Source organism: Halomonas sp. HP20-15 (assembly GCF_033446685.1).
In the GTDB taxonomy this organism is placed as follows: Bacteria; Pseudomonadota; Gammaproteobacteria; order Pseudomonadales; family Halomonadaceae; genus Modicisalibacter.
The window spans coordinates 1-21,532 of the sequence record NZ_JAWQLY010000020.1; the positions used below are offsets into that span (position 1 = coordinate 1).

General features: G+C 57.7%; 26 protein-coding genes. 13 read left to right on the forward strand and 13 right to left on the reverse strand.

Annotation, left to right across the window (positions count from 1 at the left end; translation table 11 throughout):
• Positions 1–103: 103 nt before the first annotated feature.
• The 9 genes from R6258_RS17975 to R6258_RS18015 form a co-directional block, all read right to left on the reverse strand.
• On the reverse strand, positions 104–658 hold the full coding sequence (locus R6258_RS17975; RefSeq protein ID WP_012850380.1) for a restriction endonuclease: 555 nt from the start codon (positions 656–658) through the stop codon (positions 104–106).
• A gap of 60 nt (positions 659–718) precedes the next feature.
• Positions 719–1,936, reverse strand: a complete 1,218-nt coding sequence (locus tag R6258_RS17980) for a ParB/RepB/Spo0J family partition protein (protein ID WP_318453223.1) — start codon at positions 1,934–1,936, stop codon at positions 719–721.
• Positions 1,936–2,688 carry a ParA family protein gene (locus tag R6258_RS17985; protein WP_112777817.1) on the reverse strand — a complete coding sequence of 251 codons (753 nt, stop codon included), beginning with the start codon at positions 2,686–2,688 and terminating at the stop codon, positions 1,936–1,938. The genes R6258_RS17980 and R6258_RS17985 overlap by 1 nt, the downstream gene beginning before the upstream one ends.
• A 3-nt stretch (positions 2,689–2,691) precedes the next feature.
• Entirely contained in the window at positions 2,692–3,006 is a 315-nt protein-coding gene (locus R6258_RS17990) for a TrfB-related DNA-binding protein (protein ID WP_069971684.1), read from the reverse strand.
• Between the two features lie 200 nt (positions 3,007–3,206).
• The gene (locus R6258_RS17995) at positions 3,207–3,587 is read right to left on the reverse strand and encodes a hypothetical protein (RefSeq protein WP_112777818.1); all 381 of its coding nucleotides are present in this window, start codon (positions 3,585–3,587) and stop codon (positions 3,207–3,209) included.
• 187 nt (positions 3,588–3,774) lie between these two features.
• Positions 3,775–4,770, reverse strand: a complete 996-nt coding sequence (locus tag R6258_RS18000; RefSeq protein WP_318453228.1) for a DNA-binding protein — start codon at positions 4,768–4,770, stop codon at positions 3,775–3,777.
• A 109-nt stretch (positions 4,771–4,879) separates the two neighbouring features.
• Positions 4,880–5,305, reverse strand: a complete 426-nt coding sequence (locus tag R6258_RS18005) for an antirestriction protein (protein ID WP_318453230.1) — start codon at positions 5,303–5,305, stop codon at positions 4,880–4,882.
• A gap of 643 nt (positions 5,306–5,948) precedes the next feature.
• Positions 5,949–7,301 (reverse strand): replication protein, encoded by a 1,353-nt coding sequence (locus R6258_RS18010; RefSeq protein WP_112777820.1) that lies wholly within the window; start codon positions 7,299–7,301, stop codon positions 5,949–5,951.
• 184 nt (positions 7,302–7,485) lie between these two features.
• On the reverse strand, positions 7,486–7,797 hold the full coding sequence (locus R6258_RS18015; RefSeq protein ID WP_084852353.1) for a HigA family addiction module antitoxin: 312 nt from the start codon (positions 7,795–7,797) through the stop codon (positions 7,486–7,488).
• A gap of 277 nt (positions 7,798–8,074) precedes the next feature.
• Between R6258_RS18015 and R6258_RS18020 the strand changes: the two genes are divergently transcribed.
• The 4 genes from R6258_RS18020 to R6258_RS18035 are packed head-to-tail and all read left to right on the forward strand — an operon-like array spanning position 8,075 to position 10,436.
• Positions 8,075–8,209, forward strand: a complete 135-nt coding sequence (locus tag R6258_RS18020) for a hypothetical protein (RefSeq protein ID WP_012850371.1) — start codon at positions 8,075–8,077, stop codon at positions 8,207–8,209.
• Entirely contained in the window at positions 8,202–9,068 is an 867-nt protein-coding gene (locus R6258_RS18025; protein ID WP_112777797.1) for a 3'-5' exonuclease, read from the forward strand. The genes R6258_RS18020 and R6258_RS18025 overlap by 8 nt, the downstream gene beginning before the upstream one ends.
• Positions 9,058–9,789, forward strand: coding sequence for a TraX family protein (locus tag R6258_RS18030; RefSeq protein ID WP_112777798.1), 732 nt, complete (start codon positions 9,058–9,060; stop codon positions 9,787–9,789). The genes R6258_RS18025 and R6258_RS18030 overlap by 11 nt, the downstream gene beginning before the upstream one ends.
• Positions 9,789–10,436 carry a recombinase family protein gene (locus R6258_RS18035; protein WP_012850369.1) on the forward strand — a complete coding sequence of 216 codons (648 nt, stop codon included), beginning with the start codon at positions 9,789–9,791 and terminating at the stop codon, positions 10,434–10,436. Before R6258_RS18030 ends, R6258_RS18035 begins: the two co-directional genes overlap by 1 nt.
• Here R6258_RS18035 and R6258_RS18040 read toward each other — a convergent pair whose 3' ends face one another.
• The 4 genes from R6258_RS18040 to R6258_RS18055 all read right to left on the reverse strand — a co-directional run bounded on the left by R6258_RS18040 (position 10,437) and on the right by R6258_RS18055 (position 12,383).
• The gene (locus R6258_RS18040) at positions 10,437–11,501 is read right to left on the reverse strand and encodes a phosphoribosyltransferase (RefSeq protein ID WP_112777799.1); all 1,065 of its coding nucleotides are present in this window, start codon (positions 11,499–11,501) and stop codon (positions 10,437–10,439) included.
• Positions 11,502–11,510: 9 nt separating this feature from the next.
• Positions 11,511–11,834 carry a hypothetical protein gene (locus tag R6258_RS18045; RefSeq protein ID WP_012850367.1) on the reverse strand — a complete coding sequence of 108 codons (324 nt, stop codon included), beginning with the start codon at positions 11,832–11,834 and terminating at the stop codon, positions 11,511–11,513.
• 106 nt (positions 11,835–11,940) lie between these two features.
• A complete protein-coding gene (locus tag R6258_RS18050) occupies positions 11,941–12,078 on the reverse strand; it encodes a hypothetical protein (protein ID WP_012850366.1) in 138 nt (45 codons plus the stop codon).
• Between the two features lie 47 nt (positions 12,079–12,125).
• Positions 12,126–12,383 carry a hypothetical protein gene (locus R6258_RS18055; protein ID WP_012850365.1) on the reverse strand — a complete coding sequence of 86 codons (258 nt, stop codon included), beginning with the start codon at positions 12,381–12,383 and terminating at the stop codon, positions 12,126–12,128.
• A 424-nt stretch (positions 12,384–12,807) separates the two neighbouring features.
• Between R6258_RS18055 and R6258_RS18060 the strand changes: the two genes are divergently transcribed.
• The 9 genes from R6258_RS18060 (at position 12,808) to R6258_RS18100 (ending at position 21,455) form a co-directional block, all read left to right on the forward strand.
• Positions 12,808–13,296: a hypothetical protein gene (locus R6258_RS18060; protein ID WP_012850364.1), complete on the forward strand. Its 489-nt coding sequence runs from the start codon at positions 12,808–12,810 to the stop codon at positions 13,294–13,296.
• A 9-nt stretch (positions 13,297–13,305) separates the two neighbouring features.
• The gene (locus tag R6258_RS18065) at positions 13,306–14,046 is read left to right on the forward strand and encodes a cell wall hydrolase (protein ID WP_112777800.1); all 741 of its coding nucleotides are present in this window, start codon (positions 13,306–13,308) and stop codon (positions 14,044–14,046) included.
• Positions 14,043–16,013, forward strand: a complete 1,971-nt coding sequence (gene topA, locus R6258_RS18070; protein ID WP_318453241.1) for a type I DNA topoisomerase — start codon at positions 14,043–14,045, stop codon at positions 16,011–16,013. Before R6258_RS18065 ends, topA begins: the two co-directional genes overlap by 4 nt.
• A gap of 402 nt (positions 16,014–16,415) precedes the next feature.
• Positions 16,416–16,751 carry a TrbC/VirB2 family protein gene (locus R6258_RS18075; RefSeq protein WP_220237494.1) on the forward strand — a complete coding sequence of 112 codons (336 nt, stop codon included), beginning with the start codon at positions 16,416–16,418 and terminating at the stop codon, positions 16,749–16,751.
• Between the two features lie 12 nt (positions 16,752–16,763).
• Entirely contained in the window at positions 16,764–17,081 is a 318-nt protein-coding gene (locus R6258_RS18080; protein ID WP_041692616.1) for a type IV secretion system protein VirB3, read from the forward strand.
• Positions 17,078–19,537, forward strand: coding sequence for a VirB4 family type IV secretion/conjugal transfer ATPase (locus R6258_RS18085; protein WP_318453245.1), 2,460 nt, complete (start codon positions 17,078–17,080; stop codon positions 19,535–19,537). The genes R6258_RS18080 and R6258_RS18085 overlap by 4 nt, the downstream gene beginning before the upstream one ends.
• A complete protein-coding gene (locus R6258_RS18090) occupies positions 19,534–20,166 on the forward strand; it encodes a type IV secretion system protein (RefSeq protein WP_318453247.1) in 633 nt (210 codons plus the stop codon). The genes R6258_RS18085 and R6258_RS18090 overlap by 4 nt, the downstream gene beginning before the upstream one ends.
• A 9-nt stretch (positions 20,167–20,175) precedes the next feature.
• Entirely contained in the window at positions 20,176–20,436 is a 261-nt protein-coding gene (locus R6258_RS18095; RefSeq protein ID WP_318453249.1) for an EexN family lipoprotein, read from the forward strand.
• An 11-nt stretch (positions 20,437–20,447) separates the two neighbouring features.
• The gene (locus R6258_RS18100) at positions 20,448–21,455 is read left to right on the forward strand and encodes a type IV secretion system protein (protein WP_318453251.1); all 1,008 of its coding nucleotides are present in this window, start codon (positions 20,448–20,450) and stop codon (positions 21,453–21,455) included.
• Positions 21,456–21,532 lie beyond the last annotated feature (77 nt).

Genomic DNA, 21,532 nt, shown 5'->3' on the forward strand with positions numbered 1-21,532 from the left:
TATTGGACCCTAACGCGCCCCCTTCGGGGGCTTGTTGGCCACCGCCCCCGCGCAAACAGACTCCGCTTCGCTCCGCTAGTTTACGCGGCGTCGGCGGCTCTGGTTAAAGACGCCGGTCGGGGTCGAGTAAATCCAGCAACTTGCCGCCACTGATTATCCAGACGTTGGCCTGGTTGTTCGCCAGAAGGCGACTGGCGTCGCCGGTTTTGCCTGTGTGAATGAAAAAGCCCTTGCAGCCCTTCGCATCCACCATGCGGCAAAACTCCTGGACGTGAGCGGCGCTGATATGCCCCGCGTACCGTTTCGCCTGGATCAGGAACAAGTCGCCGTCGAGCCACACGCGCCCATCAATGCCACCGTCTCCGGTGTATCGCGTGTTGCGCTTCACCTTATAGCCGCGCTGCTCGAACGTCTCCAGGATCATTTCCTCGAACGTGAACGGGTTGATACTCCGAAGAAAGGCAAACTTTCGGCCAGGGTCTGGTATCTCTGCCAACTTGGCCAGGCTCTGCCTTGCTTGCCGTTCCCTCCGACGATGGGCGGGCTTACGCCAGCCCAGCAAGCGAAGGAGGGGCCGGCCGAAATTGCTTAGCAACGCCAGCAGGACAAGGCCGGTGATCAGCACCGGCAGGGGAAGGTCATAGAGAAATTCGGTCATGGTTCACCACCACGGCGGCGGGACGGCAACCAGGAGGGTAGGGCAGCCGTCCCGGCTGCCTCACGCTTCAATGACTGCCACCAAGGCCACTTGGTTAAGGTCCACCTCTACTTCCTGGCCATCGTCATCATATTTGATCCACGCCAGACCGTAGGCCGCTCGACGCTCGGTTAGCAGACGGGCTTCGCGCTCGTCATGCTTCACCTGGATGATGGCTTTCTTGATACGGTCGGCCTTCTCGTCCTGCTCTAGCATCTGGTCCGCTTGGCCCTCCAGGGTGCCGCCGCTCAGCGGTTCGCCATCCAGGGTAAGCGGTTGCTGGTCTTCGTTGCGGGTCGAAGGATCGGGGAACTGGTCGCCCGGTTCTTCGTCGGTGTCACCTTCACCAAGCTGTGTTTCAGACGCCGGTGTGGTGTCGCCCTGGTTATCGTCCTCGTCCTTCGGCGCCTGGGGCTCTTGGTCCTTGCTGTCGCCAGTGGGCGCGGTCGGCTTCTCGTCCTTTTCCTTCGGCCCCTCCGGCTTCTTGAGACTTTCCAGGAAAGCGCGGACCTGCGAGGTGGTCAGCTCCTGGTCGTTTTCGTTGGCGTCCTGACAGAACGCCTCCACCGGCTCGGGATTCTTCTTGTGGGCGCGGTGAAGCAACGCCAGGGCCTGCATCGAGCGGCAACGCTCGCTGTCGTACAGGTCGCGGATAGCGCCGGCCATGTCAAAGAAAATGACGTGATCCGAAACATAGGACGCCGGACGGCCAAGGGCCTTCGCCACCTCCGTTTTGCTGTATCCCTCGTCCAGCCGTGCCTTAATAAACATGGCGATTTCTAGCGGGCTCAACTGCTCGCGCTGGTCGTTCAGCACGAACTTATCGAAGTCGTCCAGCTCGTCCTTGATGATGTACGGCGCTTGTTCGAGGCCGGACAGCTTAGCGGCACGGTAGCGGCGGGCGCCTCCGTTGATGATGAAGTGCCCCGGCTTGTCCGGGTGGTGCTTCACGCTCAACGGCTCCAGGATACCCCGGACCTCTCCGGTTTTAGGGTTAACCTGCGTCATCGACTCGGCCAGCTCCTGGAGGCGCTGAGCATCGAACTCCTGACGGGCGTTGTCCTCGTCTTCGTGGAAGTGGTCCAGGGGCGCGTAGGAAACAGCGCCGGCCGGCGCCGCGTTGCCTGCATCCTCTTGGGCCTTGCCTTTCTTGCCGCCGTCCAGGAACGACGACAAGTTGAAGTCGTCCAGGCCGGACAGGTCGGCGCCCTTGCTTTTCGGTGTAGTCTTATCGGTCATTACTTCAGCCCTCCCATTTTCTCGTAGACGATGGCGAACGCTTCCTGGAACTCGCGGCCGGCTTCACGGGCGGACGTTTTCTTGAGCTGCCACACCGGGATGCCTTCGGAAAGAGCCTCGGGGATTGAAGACCGGATGCCAATTCGCGCCTTGATCAACAAGTGCGAGTAGTTCTTGACCAGGTTGGTCAGCGTCTCTTTCTGCGCCAGGGAACGCGGGTTAAACCGATTAGGCAACATGCCGAGGAAATTAAGGTCCGGGTTCCACTTCTCTTTGACGCCGAAAATGGTCTGCAACATCTTGGTGATACCGTCGATGCTGTATTCCTCCAGCTCGATAGGTGCCAGGACGTGATCGGCAACGAGAAGGGCGGCAGTCATGCGAAGGCCCAGGGTCGGCGGGGTGTCGATAACGCAGTAATCGAACGCCTCGCCCAGGTTGTCCAGGTTCTGCTTGAACGTGGACAGCACGGACGGTTCGGCCCGCTCAATGTCGGCCATAGCGCCGTCAGCATGAATAAGGGTAATCCCCTCGGCCGGCTCGACGGCTTCCACGCTCTCGGTGAAAAGCTGGCTTGCGGTGACATTGGCGGCCGGCGCGATACGCTCCAGCGTTTTTGTCGCGTTGGCCTGCGGGTCCAGGTCCAGGAACAGAACCCGCTTTCCCTTCTCCTGAATGTCCATCGCTTGGTGAACGGCTACAGTGGATTTGCCAACGCCGCCTTTCTGGTTAGATACCGTGATGATCTGCATGATTTAGTCCTCGTTCTCATGTTGCCGTCTGGCTTCTTCCTCCAAGGCCCTAACCAGGTGGACCATTTCCGAAGGCAGACAGACTTCGATTCTTTCCCAGCCCTCCGGGGGCTGCCCGTATGTTTCGTGGGCCTCGCGGATTTTCCGCACAACGGCCGCTATTGCTGTTCGACTCAAGCCCGTTTCGCGTACCAACTCGGCTTGCTTCCGGCCTTCAACCAGGATCGCCCTGGCTATCTGTATGTTTCGGGCCTTCATGGCCCTTGGTAATCGTTTAACGGCTTGATCGAACTCCGATGGTGTCAAGCGTCTTTTCATGTGGCCTCGCGTTTGGCAGGTGGCCAACGACTGCCGCCTGCTGCTCTTTCGGTCATGTCATGGCTCCTTGATCTGGTCGGCGTAGAATGACCCTACGCCTTCCAGTTTAACACCTTATCTATTACCGTCAATAGATAATGACAACATTTAGACCGAAAGAAAGGGCCGATTTCGTGCGCACGAAATGGCCCGGCCTCGGGTTAGTCGTCCAGGATAACCATGGTAATACCTTCGATGTGAAGGCCTGAACGATCCATCAAGGTACGTTTGCCGATGTACTGATCGCGGACCTCGCTCCAGTTGGCCAGGTCGAAACGTTCGGTTGTCCATACGCTGCGGTAATCAGAAGGGGCGGCGTTGTAGGCGGACGCCGTGATAACCAGCTTCTCGGCCATCTTATAGACGGTGCCCAGCGGTCGTTCCTCAACGGCAACCAGGGCGCCGGCCTCTACCAACTCTCGGAACGCCTCTTTCCAGGTGGCCAACTCGGCACCACTGGCCCAGGTCATGACGGCAAAGTGGGTGAAGGTTTCGCCCTGGAACTCGCGGGCGAGGGTGTCGATAAGTGTTTGCTTTGACATTGTGTTGTCCTCGTAGTCGAAGGTTAAAACTGCAACGGACTAAGTGGTGGTGCCCGCTGCGGATATGATTAATATAATACACTAGCTGTATTATATCAAGTTTTTTTTCGACTTCCATGAACACAATATCTAGTAGTCCGCGGCAGCTCCTGGAACACAACATATAGTGCCAGGGCCGCCGCTTCGCTTACTTCTTGGCGCTGCCTTTTCCGGCCTGTTTTAGCTCTGCCAGTTGCGCCTTGATAGCGGTCAACTCACCATTAAGGGTTGCATTGCGCTCCCGACACTCGGCCAGCTCCTGGCGGGCTTGCTCGCGGTCCTGCTGAGCGGCTGCCACACGCTCGGCGGCCTTCTCCGCTTCTTGCTCGGCCTTCTGGCGCTGTTCTTGGTGCTGCGCCTCCTGGGCTTCGGCTCTTGCCTTCACCTGGGCCAGCTCTCCGGTCAAGGTATCGAGACGCTGGCGAAGTTCGCCGGCCGTCGCGTCGGCCTTCTCCAACTCCTGCCGGTGCTGTGACTCCAGGGAACGCTTTTCCTCCTGGTGCTGCTTCTCTACGGCCTTACGGTCGCGGTCGGCTTCCTTCCGCTGCTCCTTGGCGTCGGCTCGGGCCTCGGCCAGCTCGGCTTTCAGTTCTTCGGCGCGTTCGCCTCGATCCGCTGCCTGGCGTTCGACAGTGGCCAGTCGGGTTTTCAGCTCCTGGGTTTCGCGCTCCAGCTCGTCGATCTGCTGCTTCGCTGCCTGCGCGCTTTCCATAGTTGCCTGGTGTGCTTTTTGCTCGTCGGCCAGTTGTTGCGTTACCGCCTCCAACTCAAGGCCTTGAGACTCGAAAGCCTCGGCCATCTCGGCGCGTAGTTGATCCGCTTCGCCGCGTTCTTCGTCCCAGCCTTTCTGTGCTGCTGACAAGGCTTCATTGGCCAGCGCCTGGGCTTCGGTCCACGCGGTCGCCAAAGCTCCTTGGAATGCTTCCTGTACGGCTGCCGGAACCGGGACAGCTACTGGCGCGGCCTGGCTGGTTTGCTGCTTCCGCCACTCACGCATAACGGCGCTAGTGGTGTTCATATCTGCCTTTGCCGCTCTCCGCACGTCATCAACGGTCGGCATTTTCTCGCGGCCGTTCTGTTCGTAAAGCTCGTTGGCCACCTGCACGATGCGGTCGTAAGTCTCGGTTGGGATGCCCTGGGCCATGGTTCTATCTCCTGTCTGCCTATCGAGTGATAAGAATAATAATAATCCTATTATTCTTATTATTCAAGATAAGAAAAACCCCGGCCTGAACCGGGGTCGTTTGGGTTCGTTAGTCGATAGCCGCCAGAATCTTGCCCGCTTCGGGGTGGTCCAGGGCGTAATCCCTGAGCCAGTGGAAGTGATGGGCAAAGGCATCGGCGCCGGTTGAATTGGCCAAGTAGCCGTAAGCGAATAGGCAAGCCACGATCCCGGCCGCATCCGGGCTCATTTCGCCGTCGAAGTAGTTACCTGACACCGAAACGCGCAGCTCCTGGGTGCCAGTGGGGGCCATGTAAAAGCCACCATTGGACAGGTCGTAGAACTCCCAATAGCCGCCCTGGTAGGCCTCGACCAGCTCGCGCATGTAGGCAAACACAACCGTTTCCACGGCCATCATGTGGCGGCCGAAGTGACGGGGTAGCGCATTGATACGACTTGCGGTCGGAATCTGGTTAGCGGTTACGGCCGTTTCGATCTGTGCAGCGTTGTTCATCATGTTGGTTCCTCATAGTCGAAGGTTTGAATATCCGCGCCGGACGATGTGGTGGTGCCCGCTGCGGATATGATTAATATAATACACTAGCTGTATTATATCAACCCCCTTTCGACAATTTCGCCTCTCGATCCTCGCCACCTGGTCAAATGATCTTCACGTAGGTGGCCAACACGCCACCAAGGCAAAAAAGGCAACTTTCCGGCGTTATAACGCGCTCCTACGTGAAATCTGCGCCAGTTAGCAGGGGTAACGGCCTCAGATTTCAAGCTGAGACGCCACCTAGAACCAAGAAAGCGGGCTCAACTATGGGGACATCCTTCCGCTTCGCTCCAGGACCGGGGGAAAACCATGATGGACAACCTGATGGACGGACAAGCCGCCCACGAGGTTGACCACAAGGTTTCCTCCCCTTGCCCGCCATAGTCACCCGCCAAGGCAACAACAGGTTTTTATTTTTTTGATTTTTAAAAGGAAAACACCAACGGGCAGGGCGGATATACCGTTAACCTGGAAGGCAGGGGAAAGGCACTGGCTAGGCACCTGCTGATATACGCACGGACCTGTCTCACTACCTGGCGTTCCTAAACCCCCGGCCTTCGGCCGGCGCTGAGGCTTCGCCATTAGAAATACGCACGGACTTGTCTCATTCTCCAGATTGGCTTCTGGCGACCTGATATACGCACGGACTTGTCTCACCTTCGGCCGGCATCGGCTTGCCCAGGCGATACCACTTGGCGCGGCTCATTCCCAGGGCCTCCCAGGGCTTTTGACGGGTCAGTGACTGGCTTTCGTAGGTTTCCCGGTCAATGGCTCCAGCTTGGCGTCTCCGTTCCTTCTCGCGCTCTCTGTGGCGCTCTTTGGCCATGTCGCTGCTAATGATCGTCCTAAGCTGGCGTTGCTCGTCATCGTTGATCTGGAACAGATTGATTAGGGTGTCATTTCGTGGCGTATACAACGGCGGCACCTTGCGGCCGTTGAACTCGACGGTTTCCCCCGCTTCGTTGGCCTTGGCCTTGCTGTAGAGCGTCATCAGCTCTTTGCTACGGTGGTTCCAGTTCGCGTCCAGCTCTCGGGCGAGTGCGGACGCTTCGTGATACATCAAGCTGGCGTTGGTAGCCCCCGACAACAACAGGAAGTTGAGACGCCAAAAGAGGTGCTGCATTCGCTCCCCTTCGACTACGCCGCCGCGTAGGTCGGCCAGGCGTCGAAGATCCTCCAGGCGGTCCCATGCCAGTTGTCGGCCAGAAAAGCCCTTTAGGTTCCCCTGGCGGCCGCCAGGTATCAGGGTTAGTTGTCGGTCGCGCCGGCGCTTTTGTTGCGCTTCAATGTCCCAGCGAGCCACGGGCAGCAGCATTTCGCAAAGATACTCGAAGTTGTAGCGGGCGGGTTCGCCGGCTTCCTCCTGGACGTGGACCACGCGGCAGATGTTCCCGCTCTTGGTGTTGACCGTATCGACCAGGCGCAACACGCGGCTGGCATCCTTGGCGGCAGGATCGGCGCCCAGCTCGGCCAGCTTGTCTACCAGGTGGCGTTGGCAGGCGTTCCAGCGGGGCAGGGCCTGGCGAGGGATTGGCGCATCGAGCAACCATTTCAGTTGCAGGCCTCGGCCGGAATAGATCATCAGCGAAGGCAGGGGCAGGCCTTCGGCTTGACAGAAGTAGATAACGCCGGCTGCTTGTTCCTCTGGCGTTCGCCCTGTCGCCCAGGGCACCCGGTAGGTATCGAGGTCCACGAACATCAGCCCAATACGTAGCAGATTGACAACGCGGCGATTAGGGCGGAAGAACTCGGCTTGTGACAGCCAGGTGTCACGGGTCGAGTCCACCATGCCCAGGACGGTAGCCATTTCGCTGAGAGGGTGGGAGGACTGCCGCTTGTCGCCGTTGTCCTTGCTGGTGAGCAGCGAGAAGAACCCGCGCCGGCCGGCGTCGTGATACGTGCTGGCCTCTTGTGTCTGGTCGAATAGCGCCAGTTGTGCCGCTTGTTGTTGTGCCACTGTAACCCCTACTACTTGATTAGAGGGGCACCCGCGCTATAATAGACACGTGTGCCCCATGCCCCGCTAGGCAATCGGCCACCTCGTTAGCTCCCGCCAAGTTGCTAACGAAACCGCCCACACTGTGATGTAGCCCTGATCGCTTTTCCGCCCGCCAAGTTGGAAAGCATCGGGGCTTCGCTTTTTATGCTGCTACCATTTTCATCAACGGCACGATGCTTTCGAGCCGTTCCTTTCGTTTTTCGCTGTGCAGCGCGTCCCAAATATCAACCGCTTGTTGCAGCTCCAGCCAGTAATCGGGGCCTGTGCCAAAGGCCTTACCGAGAATCAACGCCGTGTCGATGGTCACGCGGGCTTTGCCCTTGCAAAGCTCGTTGACGTGCTTCCGGGTCCATCCGGTATGGCTGGCCAGCTCCTTTTGGGTGATTTGGTTCGGCTGCATGAACTGCGTTTCCAGGACTTCGCCTGGCGCCTTCGGCTTGCGCTTCATGTTCATGGTTCACCTCCTGGCTGTCGCCTATCAATGCGTGTAAGTGTAACCGACTTGGTTAACCTGTCAAGATGGGGTGTTTTGATTGGCGCCGCCTTCCGGGTGCGAACTAGCGAAGTCTGTTCGTTCCTGGAAGGTGGCCAACAAGCCCCGAAGGGGTGCGTTAGCTCATTTAAGTGGCTCTTTATTGGGTGGCTCATTTAACTATGCTATTGCCTAATGAGCTGACTTTGATAGAATGGCTCAAATACCTAAACCTATTTGAGCCACTGAGGGCCACCCCATGAAACGCGAAGAACTGGAAGCCAAGGCAAAAGAGTTGTGCCCGGCAAGTCTCTGGTATGAACTGAATGATTGCCTGGACGAAACCACGGACCAGGAGCTGCTTAAACTGATAGCGAGGTTTGAGCATGAGTGACGATCTGGACAAGCTGAGACAGGACGCCATAGAAGCGGATCGGTGCTTCTCGAAGTCTCGACTACGGGACGAGTTCCGCATGAAACCAAAGCCGGACGCCGAGCCAGTGAAGTTCTATAAAAACGACTTCGGAAGATCGTTTGGTGTCTACCGAATCGCTGATTGCATTCCAATGCGTCAGGTGAAGGCCGCCAGGTCCGAAAAGCAGAAGGCCAGCGCCCAACGTCTGGCCGTTATGGCGAAGCTCGAAAGTAAGGCAGCGAAGGCCGGAAAGATTGCCTCTGACTGGTTAGCGGACTCCTGTTTGGTCCTCGACACCGAAACGACCGGATTAGGTGAAGATGCCCAAATAATTGAAATTGCTATCTGCGATATATGGGGAACGGTCCTGGTCGATCATCGCGTCCGGCCTAGCGTACCCATCGAACCCGGTGCGGCAGAGGTCCACGGCATCACGTTGGAAGACCTAGCAAACAGCCCAACGTGGCCCGAAGTTATCGACTCCATAAAAGAATGTCTGACGGGTAGAACCGTTGTCATTTTTAATTCCGATTTCGACATGGCCATGCTTCGCAATACTTGCCGAGCTTTCGGATTAGATACTGATTGGCTTAGCACTCTTAACGTTAAATGCGCTATGGAGCTGTCCGTGCTGGCTTTCGGTTCTACAAATCAATACGGCACTATTTCATTGGCCGATGCGACGTATGAAGCTGGCGTGTCCTGGTCGGGTGAAGCGCATAGCGCGAAGGTAGACGCCCTGGCAACTGTGGACCTGTTGGCCTCGATCTATCGCTATTATCTCGATCCAGCGGCGGAGCTGAGAAATCTTACTGAGGGGACCAACGATGTTGGCTAACTCAAGTGCTGTATTAAACCGCTCCACACAATCCAATGCCTGGGTGCCGGCCGCGCAGTGGCTCGCGGTTCTAACGATGACCCTGGAGCATGTCACCAAGTACGTTTGGCCGGAATCAGCTTTCGTGCCCTGGGCGCTGGCCATCGGCCGGATTGCCTTCCCGGTGTTCGCCGGCATGGTGGCCTGGCATCTGCTGCACAATACGCGCCGGCCGGTGCGGTACGGTTTGCGCCTGCTGCTGATCGGGGCCATCAGCCAGGTTCCTTACGCCTGGGTAGTGACGCCGGACAGGCTCAATATCTGCTTTACCCTGGCTTTCGGGCTGCTTGCGGTCGTTCTCCTGGACCAGGTGAAGGATCGACGCACCAGGATGGCCACCGGCGTTGTGTTGTTCCTTCTGGCCGCCGTGGTCAGCCCGTTTGTCGAATACCAGATATTGGGATTGCTCCTGGTGCCGGCGTTCGTCTACGCCTTCCGCAATAACCAGCGTGTCACGGCCATGCTTCCAGCCCTGGCGCTGTGTGCAGTGATCAATGGCGGCTCACCGCTTCACATGGCCATCAGTTGCGCCGCTGGCTGTGCCGTTCTCCTGGCACCGTCTCTGTCCTTTGAGGGCGCCGCCGCTCCTGCATTGCCTCGGGGTCTGCGTCTCTCTTGGTATCCGCTCCACCTGGTCGCTATTACCGTGGCCATCATGGCCATAAACCAGGGGGCCATCTAATGACCGTTTCGACAATCAAGGTGGCCCGGATTTACCAACGGGTCAGCACCAAAGACCAGGACCTAACGCGGCAGGCGGCTATCGTCCAGGACGCGAAGGCGGCCGGGTATCACATTGCCGGCGTTTACCGAGAAAAGGCCTCCGGCGCGAGCGCCGACCGGCCCGAGCTGCTGCGCATGATTGACGACTTGCAACCGGGTGAGGTGGTCATATCTGAAAAGATGGACCGCATCAGCAGGCTGCCCCTTCCCGAAGCGGAAAAGCTGATCGAGGCCATCAAAGGGAAGGGGGCCAAGCTGGCCGTGCCTGGTGTGGTCGATCTTTCCGACCTGGTAGAAGACGCCACCGGGGTGACGCGCATCGTCCTGGAGTCGGTCCAGGAAATGCTTTTGCGGGTCGCCCTGCAAACGGCCCGAGACGATTACGAGGACAGGCGCGAACGGCAGCGCCAGGGTATCGAGCTGGCCAAGGAGGCCGGCCGCTTCACCGGCCGGCGTCCAGACTCCAAGATGCACGCCAGAATCGTAGCCCTGCGTAGTCGCGGCGAGTCTATAGCGGACACTGCGCACTTGGTTGGCTGTGGTGAAGCGACCGTGAAACGGGTGTGGGCGGCACACAAGGCCGCCAAAGCCTCGGAAGGGGAGTGATCAACGTTCCTGATCGTCGTGGCCCTGGCTACGGTCGTCCAGGATGCGAGGGGCGGTATTCTCTCGTCCATGCTCCAGGTTGTCCGCGATACGGTCGCGGACGCCCTCTAGGAAGCGGTCGCGGTTGTCCTTGTTGGGGATTTGCTCCAGTGCGAACTTATCAGCGACGGCCTGAACAGCGGTTGCGGCCTCGATGGCCGGATCGTTGGGGTATTGCTCCAGTAACTCCTTGCTCGAAAGCTGCTTGAAGGCGTCGGCCTTGTCCTGGTGTGGCCCCCGCTTCACGCCTTCGCTTTCTGTTGCCGGCGTTTGGCCAGCTCGGCTTTCATCCATTGCCCAGCCTGCTGCATTTCTTGCCGCAGTGATTCGATCTCGGATGGCGTCAACCGTTGGTGCCTTTCTGAGGTGTCCAGCTTCGCCTTGGGTGAGCTGCTCGATGCCATAACCAAATTCCTCCTTCCAGTAGTTGTTCATTGCGTGGCCATGCTTACGTTCTATGTCGGCCAACATTTTAGGCTTTACGGCCAGGTCTACAGCGCCAGGGTGTGCCGTCATCACGGCCGCGCCCAGCACTTGGCCGCCTCTGTTTTCAATATAGCCGCGCAAGCTCGATATAGTCCCGCCCATGGACAGGGTATCGTCCACCAGGACATAGGGCCGGCCTGGCTCCACGGCACCGTCAAAAGTCGGATTCATGGCCAGTCGGTGATCGGCGCCCTTGTTGGTACGCCCGACCTTTTCGGCCTGCACGATGTTGTATTCTACTTCCAGCCCCAGGCGGTCCCCCAGGACTTCGGCTGTGGCCAGCGGTATCTTGTTATTCCCTGCCGCCTCCCTGGCCAATACCGGCACGATCTTGGCGGGGCGGTCGCCTACCACTTCGCGGATGGCCTCCACTGTCTCGGGACGCACCAAGCGTTCGGCCATGTCCAGGGCGGCGGACTGGTCGCCCGCTTTCGCGGCCTGATACTCCGGTTCGCGCTCCAGCTCCTTGAGGTCGCCGTTTCGGATGACAGGGGGAAAGTCGTTCCAGGGCGCCCGTTCCGGGCGTTTGCCTTCGCTCATGCCACCCCCTTAAAGACCAGGGACGCGGACTTTACCCGCGAGCTCTCGGACCTTGTTTTCGTTAAGGCCCTGGTCAAGGAGTAGCGCCGGCACGACCGTGGCCAGCATGTAGTTGACCACACGGGTACTTGGGGCCTTTTCTTCCCGTTCCCATTCTGTAATGCGGGAATGGGTCAGTTTCATGCCCAGGGCGGCGTTCATCGTCTCCAGGGCCTCCGTCAGGGTGCCCGTGCGGGTAACGATCGCTCGCCAGGAGCTGACCAGGTTCGGCGCCTCCGGCTTTACGGTTTGGGGCTTTCCGACCCGGCGCTTGTGTTGCTCTGTCGCTTTCAATGGATTCACCTTCGTGTCAATGGCATAATTACTAAAGCCGTAGTCCTCATAGTCGAAGGGACGGCCGGCCCCGGCAAGGCGTGGTGGTCTACCGGGGCCAACCTCTCTACGCCGCTTCCTGGCGCTCTCTGAACTCCCTAAGCTCGTTCATCAGCTTGCCAAAAGCCTTCCCGCTCATACTGCCCAGCTTCACGCGCTGGCCGCTCTGGAAGGCACTCAATACCTGCTCAGTTTGTTTACTCATCGGTTATTCCTCCAGGGGAGGGCGGTTTTCCCGCCCTCCTTTGTTGTTTAAGCCTTGCCAGTGATCTGTTCGCAAAGGTTCGCAAACAGCCCCGCGTAAAGCTCCGAAGGGAGGTCCGCGACGGGGAACTGGCGGCCCTGGAGGCCTTCCGCCTTTTCTTCCTTCAAGGTGCCAATAACGGACCAGAACTTAGGTTCTTCGTCCTGTTTCGGCGCGTCTGAATGACCGCCTGAAACCGGCTTTACCTCGAACGATTCAAAGTCGCTCAACTGAGATACATTGTTGAAATAAAAAAGGGTTTGCATTTCGTAGTCCTCATAGTCAAAGGGTTGAATATCCGCCGGACTAAGTGGTGGCGCCCGCTGCGGATATGATTAATATAATACAGTAGCGGTATTATATCAAGCCTTTTTTCTTCGTGCGCACGAAATTTTCGTACCTGAACGCGGTTCACAAACCCCGTGAAAACTGCTCACCTGGACCGCCTGCTTTTGCAATCATGCTGTGGCATGATCCCCCGACCGCTCTAGGAGCGGCTTCCCATCACTTCATGGCGTCCTTATTTAGCTGTAAGAGATTTCGTACAGGGAATGTAAGACATCGGCAAAGACTGGGTAGGAAATTGGACATTCCCTTGCCTTGTGGCGTCAAAATGCTATATTTTGATTTTCAAGATGCAGCATATTAAAGTATGATGCGTGTCGGTCTGATCAATATGGAGATTGAAGAATGAACCCAAAAAAGCTATTGGCTACCGCTAGTCTTGTCCTGGCGTCATTTGGCGGTTATTTCGCCCCTTCATCTGCCCTCGCGGCGTCGCAAGATGAATGCGCTATCTGGATTTGTTTGCCTGGAGGCTTTCCATCTGGTTGCGGTGCTGCGCACTCGGCCATGATTGATCGCGTCAAAGACATGAAAAGCCCGCTTCCCTCGTTCAGCTCCTGCGCTGTTCAGGACGGGAGCGGCAGCCAAATGTCGTACAACTACAACTATGCGGCGCTGATTGCCGAACATCGAGTTTGCAGCAGTTACCGCTACCGGCGTGATGACCGCGAATGTGTGTCCTGGGAAACGGTCCCGTCTCGCTATATGAAGGGCACCCGCTGCCGGGTTGACCGCGACGGCAACCGCACCCCGCGCTACTGCGTTGGCACGTACCGTTATGTTGATGTGTTCATCGACGGCGCGAAGGCCGGCGACACTTACTATTGGCGTTAAGGGGGCGGTATGGACCTGTTCGCCATTCTCGCCACCTGTGCGGCCCTGTCCGGGGCTGCTCCCCAACCTGAGACGCCAATCAGTCCGGCAGACTGTGAGGCGGCCGCGGCCGACTACCAAGCCAACCTCCAGTCGGTCGAGTTGAGCAACGAGGACCGGGACGCCATCGCTCGCGTAGCATTCGCGGAGGCGGCTAACCAGGGGGACAGCGGTCTTGCTGGCGTCGTTTACACCATCATAAACCGGCTAATCAGTGGCCAGTGGGGCAACACCGTGACAGCGGTCGTCAATGCCCCACGCCAGTTTGAGCCGGTCCACTCGGCAGGAGGGTGGCGAAAGCTGCCGGCCCTGTCGCCTACTCAACAAACCCGCGTCGATACGATCATCAACCTGGCCATGGAAGGGCGACTGCCTGACCTCACCAATGGCGCCCTGTTCTTCCAGAACCCGGACGTGGTGGCCCAGCGTGAAGCGGCCGGCAAGGTTTCCGAGGGGCTGACCCACTTCGGCGGCTCTACCCCTTCGGCGGTGATCCAGGACCACACCTTTTACGCCTCAATCAACAACGGGGGCAGTGGCAACCAGGCCGCGCCTGTTCGCGTCCAGGCTGAGCGCCGTCCCGAGGCAAAGGCCTGGGACATTTACGGCAAGGCTCAGGACGGTGAACTGAGTCAGACGCAATCCTGGGACGTGTTCGCCAACGGCGGCGCCGGGGAAACCGTCTTGGTTGACGGTAGGGAGGACCAATGAATCTAGTTATTGTTGAGTCTCCAGGGAAGGTTAAAAAAATCCGCGAAATCCTGGGGCAAGGGTGGGACGTGCAGGCCAGTGTCGGCCATGTCCGTGACCTGCCGGAACGTGAAATGGGCGTGGAAGCGCCCGACTTCAAACCCAAGTACGTGCCGACCGAGCGCGGCAAAGACGTACTGGCCAAACTGCGAAAATCCGTCGAGCGAGCCACCGCTGTTTATCTGGCAACCGACTTGGACCGCGAAGGGGAGGCCATCGCCTGGCACCTCAAGCAGGCTTTGCGCCTGGACAATCCCCAGCGCATACGCTTTGCGGAAATCACGCCAAAGGCCATCAAAACGGCCATAGCGAGCCCGTCAGGGATCGACATTAAGATGGTGGCGGCTCAGGAAGGCCGGCGCGTTCTGGACCGCCTGGTGGGCTATATGGTGTCGCCAAAGCTGGGCGACATGGCCGGCCGGCGCGGACTTTCCGCTGGTCGTGTTCAATCCCCCGCCGTCCGCATCGTCCTGGAGCGTGAACGCGCTATCCAGGCGTTCAAGCCTACAAGCCACTTCGGTGCCCAGCTCGGCTTCGGGGACTGGACCGCTGATTGGGATACCCGGCCGTTTCTCCCGGAAGGTCAAAAGTACCTGCTGGACAAGTCACTGGCTGATCGAGCGGCCGCGCTGCGCCAGGTTGAAGTCCTGGACTGCGAGGAAAAGGAAGAAAGCAAGGCGCCGCCTGCTCCCTTCATCACGTCAACGCTGCAACAGGCCGCATCCAACAAACTGCGGATGAAGCCGAAGGCCACCATGGAGGCCGCGCAGAAGCTCTATGAACAGGGTCTGATCACCTACATGCGCACGGACAACCCCAACCTGTCCGATGATGCCCTGATCGAGATTTACCAGGTCTGCCAGGCCAAGGGCCTGCCTATGGTGGACCAGCCCCGGACATGGAAGGCGAAAGGCGACGCTCAGGAAGCGCACGAAGCCATCCGCCCAACACACTTTGACGTGGAAGAAGCCGGCGACACGCCCGAGCAACAAGCGATCTACAAGCTGATTTGGCAACGCGCCCTGGGCTGTCAACTGGCGGCGGCCAGGTATGCGGTGCGGACGGTTCGCCTTCGCCCCGTCGATGGCCTCGATGGCAAGCCCGTGGATTTCATCGGTAAGGGCCGCGCCCTAGTCTATGAAGGGTGGCGAGCCATTTACGAGGACGACACCGAAAGCGACGACGACAAGAAGAAGGACAAGGAAGGGGCCAACAACCCGGTGCCTCACCTGGAGCCAGGCCAACAGCTCGATGCCGAGACTGGCAGAGTGCTGGCGAAGAAAACCCGCGCCCCTTCTCGTTTCACCGAAGCCGAGCTGATCAAGGAGCTGGAGCGCCTGGGGATCGGGCGGCCTTCCACCTACGCGGCCATCATGCAGAACATCATTTCCAGGGGATACGTCGATTACGACAAGGCCGGCAAGTACCTGGTGCCGACCGATACCGGCGCCCTGGTGATCGACGCCCTGGTGAACAGCCGTTTTAGCTTCATCGAGTACGACTTTACCCGCGACATGGAAGCCAGGCTGGACCAAGTGGCCGAAGGCCGCTCCAGCTACCGCGAAGTGGTGAGCGTGGTCCATAACAGCCTGGAACAAGAGTTGGGCGGCATGAAGGTCGATGCTGCGCCAGAGCATCCTTGCCCCAACTGTGGAAAGGCCCTGTTTCGCCGTAAAGGCGGAAAAGGCTACTTCTGGGGCTGTAGCGGATACCCCGACTGTGACACCACGCTGCCAGACGCCGGGGGCAAGCCAGGGAAGCGGAAGCCGCGCCAAGTGGCAGACACGCCCTGTCCTAAGTGTGGCAAGGAGCTGGTCCGACGCTACAAGGCCGGCGCCGGCAAGAAGGGTTACGATTTTTGGTCATGCAGTGGATACCCGTCCTGTGACGCCAAGTTCGACAACGTGGGTGGCAAGCCAAAGATTTGAGCTTGGCGGCAATCAAAGTTGTACATTTTGATTATCAATGTGCTATACTTTGATTTAAGGATGAGGACTCAATGAGGAAACCAACGACAAAACGCGAAAGATCATTAAAATGTACCGCATCGTTTAACAAAAGCGGACATTTTGATATGAGTCACGACGCAATCAGCGAACAAGAGCTGATCGACAACCTGGAGAGTAAGGCCGTAAAGGGTATGACACTCGTCCAGGGGGAAGATAACAAGTTTCGAATCTACGTAACCCTGACATGGAAGGAGGGCCGGCAACTTTTAGAGACGCAGCGAAAAAAGCCTAGAACCTGGGCCAGCCTAGACCGGCTGGTCCGACATATAAACACCAAATATCGACAAGTGCCTGTTATTCAGTTGGAACTAAGGAGCAAAAATGAAAGCGCAAAAAATGAACGAAAACGCGGCAAAGGGGAACCAGAAAGTTAGCAAATTCCGTCAGGTCATGGCTAACGTCTGGCTTTTGGCCTGCCTTGCACTTCTCCCGGAAATTGCCATGGCCAACCCCATTGAAGAAGGGGTGGATTGGGTCCTGGACCTTCTCACTAACGGCATCGCCCGAAGCGTTGCCATCATCGGCATCGCCATCCTCGGTTATCTCGCATGGGCTGGACGCATCACTGGCGAAGCCTGCGGCAAGTACATCGCGGGTATCGTTCTGGTCTTCGGCGGTGCAACCATCGTTGACCTGATTATCGCGGCCGTATCCTAACAGGAGGTCGGGATGGCATCAGGCACTGATCCGCTATTTGTTGCCGCCACGCGCCCCGCTATGAAGTGGGGCGTCACCCTGGACGGCATTATCATCGGGGGCGGCCTGGTTGGAATCTTCATGATTGCGACCGGCAACCCCTTCACGTTGCTTCTCTACCTGCCAATCCATGGCGTTATGTATCTGCTGTGCCTGCGCGATCCTCGGACGTTCAGGCTGCTTTTGCTATGGGTCGGCACCAAGATGAAATCCCTTGGCTGGAGACATTGGGGAGCATCAACGGCGAGTCCGATGGTCAACACTCGCGCGACAAGGAGGATGCCCAAGTGAAGGCAGAAAAAAGAAAGGTCCAGGAAGTGCCTTGGCACCGTGAAAATTCGGTGGCTGAGTTCATTCCGTACCAGGCTCAAGTAAACGAAAACACCGTCAAAACTCAAGGCGGCGATTATCTCCAGGTCATCAAGCTGGACGGCGTGGCTCATGAGTCCGCCGACCCGGAAGACGTGGAAATCTGGAAGGAGCAGATAAACATTCTGCTTCGCAATATTTCATCGCCTCAAGTGGCGCTATGGACAAACATCGTTCGCCGTGAAAACACCATCTTTCCAGGTGGTGAGTTCGCGGGGGACTTCGACAAGGGGCTGAACGACAAATATTCGGCCTACGTCACCAAAAACAAGATGATGGTCAACGAGCTTTACTTGACCATCGTCTACCGCCCAACGGCCACTAAAGCCCTGGGGTTCTTTTCCAAGATGGAGAAGAACAAAGAGGTTCTGAACCAACAACAATTCGAGGCCATCGAGAAGCTGGACGAAATCGTTTCGATTGCGACCAGTTCACTTAATCGCTATGGCCCGCGTGTACTTAGCACATACATGCGTAACGACATAATCCATTCCGAGGTTCTGGAGTTCCTGGACTTCCTGGTGAATGGTGATTGGATGCCCCGCGCTTTGCCTCGCAAGGTGCTGTCGGAGTGCATGGCCAGGATGCGGCCTTTTTTCGGCGCGGATGCTTTCGAGCTGCGCGGCGTTGTGGACTCCAGAATGGGCGCGGTCCTGGGTATTTCTGAATACCCGGAGGGCACCGAAGCGGGTTTGCTGAATGCGTTGCTGTCGGCACCTTTCCCTTTGGTGCTAACTCAGAGCTTCAATTTCCTATCCAAGGCTATCGCTATCGAGCTGCTGGGCCGCCAGAAAAATCGTCTGGAAACAACCGGCGATCTGGCCGTGTCTCAGGTCGAAGCCATCGACGATGGCCTGGACGATCTGGCCTCTGGTCGTATCGTCTACGGGGAACATCACCTATCGCTGACCGTGTTTGGTGAAGACGCCAGGGACTTGCGCGGCAACCTGTCGGCGGCACGTTCCGAGCTGGCCGATTGCTCTATGGTCGTTGCCCGTGAAGATTGGGCGCTGGCTGCTGCCTATTGGGCTCAACTGCCAGGCAATGCCAAGTATCGCCCGCGCCCTGCGCCTATTTCATCGCGCAACTTTGCCGGCTTCTCCAGCTTCCACAACTACCCGACCGGCGAACGGACCGGCAACCAGTGGGGGCCGGCTGTGACGATGTTCAGAACCACGTCCGGGGCGCCGTACTACTTCAACTTTCATGAGGCGCTGGACAGCTCCAAAGCGAGGAAAAAAGCCGAGCTGGAGCGCGAGAAGGGCGCGGCAGCTCTCAAGGAGCTGGAGGCCAAGGAAGAACAGAAGGCCCTTGGTAACACGCTGATTATCGGGCCGTCAGGCTCCGGTAAAACAGTGGTCCAGGGCTTCCTTATGTCGCAAAGCAAGAAGTTCAATCCGACTCAGGTGATCTTCGACAAAGACCGAGGCCTGGAAATCTACGTGCGGGCCAGTGGTGGCGTTTATCTGCCACTTCAAAACGGTGTGCCTACTGGTTTTAACCCGTTCCAACTGGCACCGACCGAAGACAACTTGCTGTTCCTTACCGACCTGGTGAAGAAAATCTGCGGCGGCAGTTTCAACAACCAGGAGGAAAAGGAAATCGACAAGGCTGTGCGCGGCGTGATGGGGCTATCGAAGGAAAAGCGCCGGATAGGACGGTGCCTCGACTTCCTGGACCCGGTATCTCAGAACGGCCCCCATGCCCGCTTGGCTAAATGGTGTGAAGGTGGCTCGCTGGGCTGGGTTCTCGACAACCCGGAAGACGCGCTGGACTTCGACAATAACACCATGTTCGGTTTCGACGTTACGGAGTTCCTGGACAACGCCGAAGTACGGACGCCCGTTGTCATGTATCTGTTCCACCGTATTGAACAGCTTATCGACGGCCGCCGCTTCCAAATGTTCATGGACGAGTTCTGGAAATTGCTCCTGGACGAGTATTTCGAGGACCTGGCGCAGAACAAGCAGAAGGTTATCCGTAAACAGAACGGCATCATGGTCTATGGCACTCAGTCGCCTAAAGACGTGCTGCGTTCACCCATTGCCCACTCGCTGATCGAGCAGTGCGCAACCTATGTATTTATGCCTAACCCGAAGGCGGACCGGGCCGATTACGTCGATGGCTTCCATCTGACTGAGCGGGAATTTCAACTGATCAAGGAAGACATGGCGCCCGGTTCCCGTCGCTTCCTGGTCAAGCAGGGTCAGAATAGCGTTGTGGCTGAACTGAACCTGAAAGGCTTTGACGACCAGTTGGCGGTTATTTCCGGCACCACGGATAACGTCAACCTAATGACTGAAATCATCGAGCAGCACGGCGACGATCCTGCCGTCTGGCTGCCCATCTTTCACAAGCAACGGAGGTTTGCATCATGAAAAAAACAACAATCGCGGCGCTTCTCGCTACTGCTATCGGCGTCACCCAACCAGCTATGGCGGGCGGGATTCCCGTCATTGATGTTGCTGGGCTCACGCAAAATATTTTGCAGGTCCAGCATATGTTGGACCAAATCCAACAACTGAAAAGCCAGCTCGAAACGGCCAACAAGGAGCTGGACAGCATGAGCGGCGTTCGTGGCCTGGGCAACGTCATCGACTCGGCCTATGACACCGCCGTGAACGTCGACCCTAACCAGGTGCTGAATGACGCCGGCATCAGGAGCGCAAGCGAACACGGCCTGTCCGGTGACATGGCAGACCTGTACGACAGCGGCAACCAGAACACAGCGACCTGGCTGGGCCAGTCCCAAAAGTCCCTAGAACAGGCCCAGGAGCGTTTTAGCGAGCTGACCGGCCTGGTGGCCGAGGTTAACAACAGCCCCGACCAGAAAGACGTTCTGGACCTCCAGGCCCGCATCGGCGCCGAGGAAGTCATGCTGCAAAACGAGATGGCCAAGCTAACAATGCTCCGATCGCAAGCCGAGGCCAACCAGGCCATGCACAACCAGCGCGTGCAGCAAATGACCGTCGATTCATCCGGCGAGCTGCGCCAAGTATCTTGGTAAGGAGGGAGTATGAATTTTTCGTGCGCACGAAAATTTGCAGTCGTGACCCTGGTCAGCTTCGCGCTGACCGGGTGCTTTGACGACACCAAGGAAACCGGCCCTGTCCATGACGTGGAATGGTTCAAAACTCACGACAACGAACGCCAGGCAACACTGGAAGAATGCGCGAACAACCCCGGCGAGCTGAAAGATACGCCGAATTGTTCAAATGCGCTTGAAGCTGAAAAACAGCTTTCCTCCGGTTCCCTGCACGACGTTAATAACTGGTAAGGGGATTTGTCATGGCGTCCACCAACCTGTTTGAAGCGATTTTCGATAAGGTGGATCAGGCGCTGGATACGTATATAACCAGCACCGCCGGGGACATTATTTCGTTTATAACCCCCATATTCACCAGTTTGTTGATTATCTGGATTGCCATTTGGGGCTACATGATGATGTTCGGCAAGGCCAGCGAGCCTTTGCAGGATGGCGTTTTTCGTATCCTCCGAATTGGCTTCATCATTACCCTGGGGCTGACTGTCGGCACCTACACCGACCTGGTGGTGGACTTCCTGGCAAAAGGACCGGAAACCATCGCCTCGGTGATTACCGGCTCCCCCACGGGTACGTCAGCGGCAACCCTGGATAGTCTCTTTTCTAAGGTTTTCGAGGTGTCACAAGCAGCTTGGAAAAAGGGCGGCATCATGAACGGTAATTTCGGGATGTACCTTATCTCGATCATTGTACTGGTCGTTGGTGCTGCGCTGTCTCTCGTTGTGGCGTTCCTTATCCTTTTAAGCAAGATCATGACCACGGTCCTTCTGGCGATTGGCCCGCTGTTCATCATCATGCTGCTGTTCAACTCCACGCAGCGGTTTTTTGAAAGCTGGCTAGGCATGGTGATGAACTTCGGATTCATCCTGATACTGGCGGCAGCGATTGGCCAGCTAATGACCTCCCTTGCTGATTCCTTTATCAGCTCCATGGGCGCGAACGCTAGCGCTTTGGCCAACCTGGGCGACGCGTCCATGCTCTGCATCGTCTTTGCCCTCTGCATCCTGGTGGTAAGACAGGTTCCCTCTGTTGCCTCCGCTCTCGGTGGCGGCGTGGCCCTGGCTACGCAAGGCGCTATCGGGTCCGCCATGAATGCCATGCGTCCTTCCACGATCCGCCGCCAGTATCGCGGCTTGCAGCGCGACGCTCGTTATGCCGGCCGTGCTGCTGCAAGCCCATACCGTGGCGCGAAGGCCGGTTATGCCGCGTATCAGAAGCGGTTTGGTTCCGGCAACTCGATCACTGGCATGTAAGGACTGACGGGAAAGGACTCCGCCGCACCATCCGGTGCGGCCATTTCCCCATATTTGGCAATTTTTTGGGCTTTAGC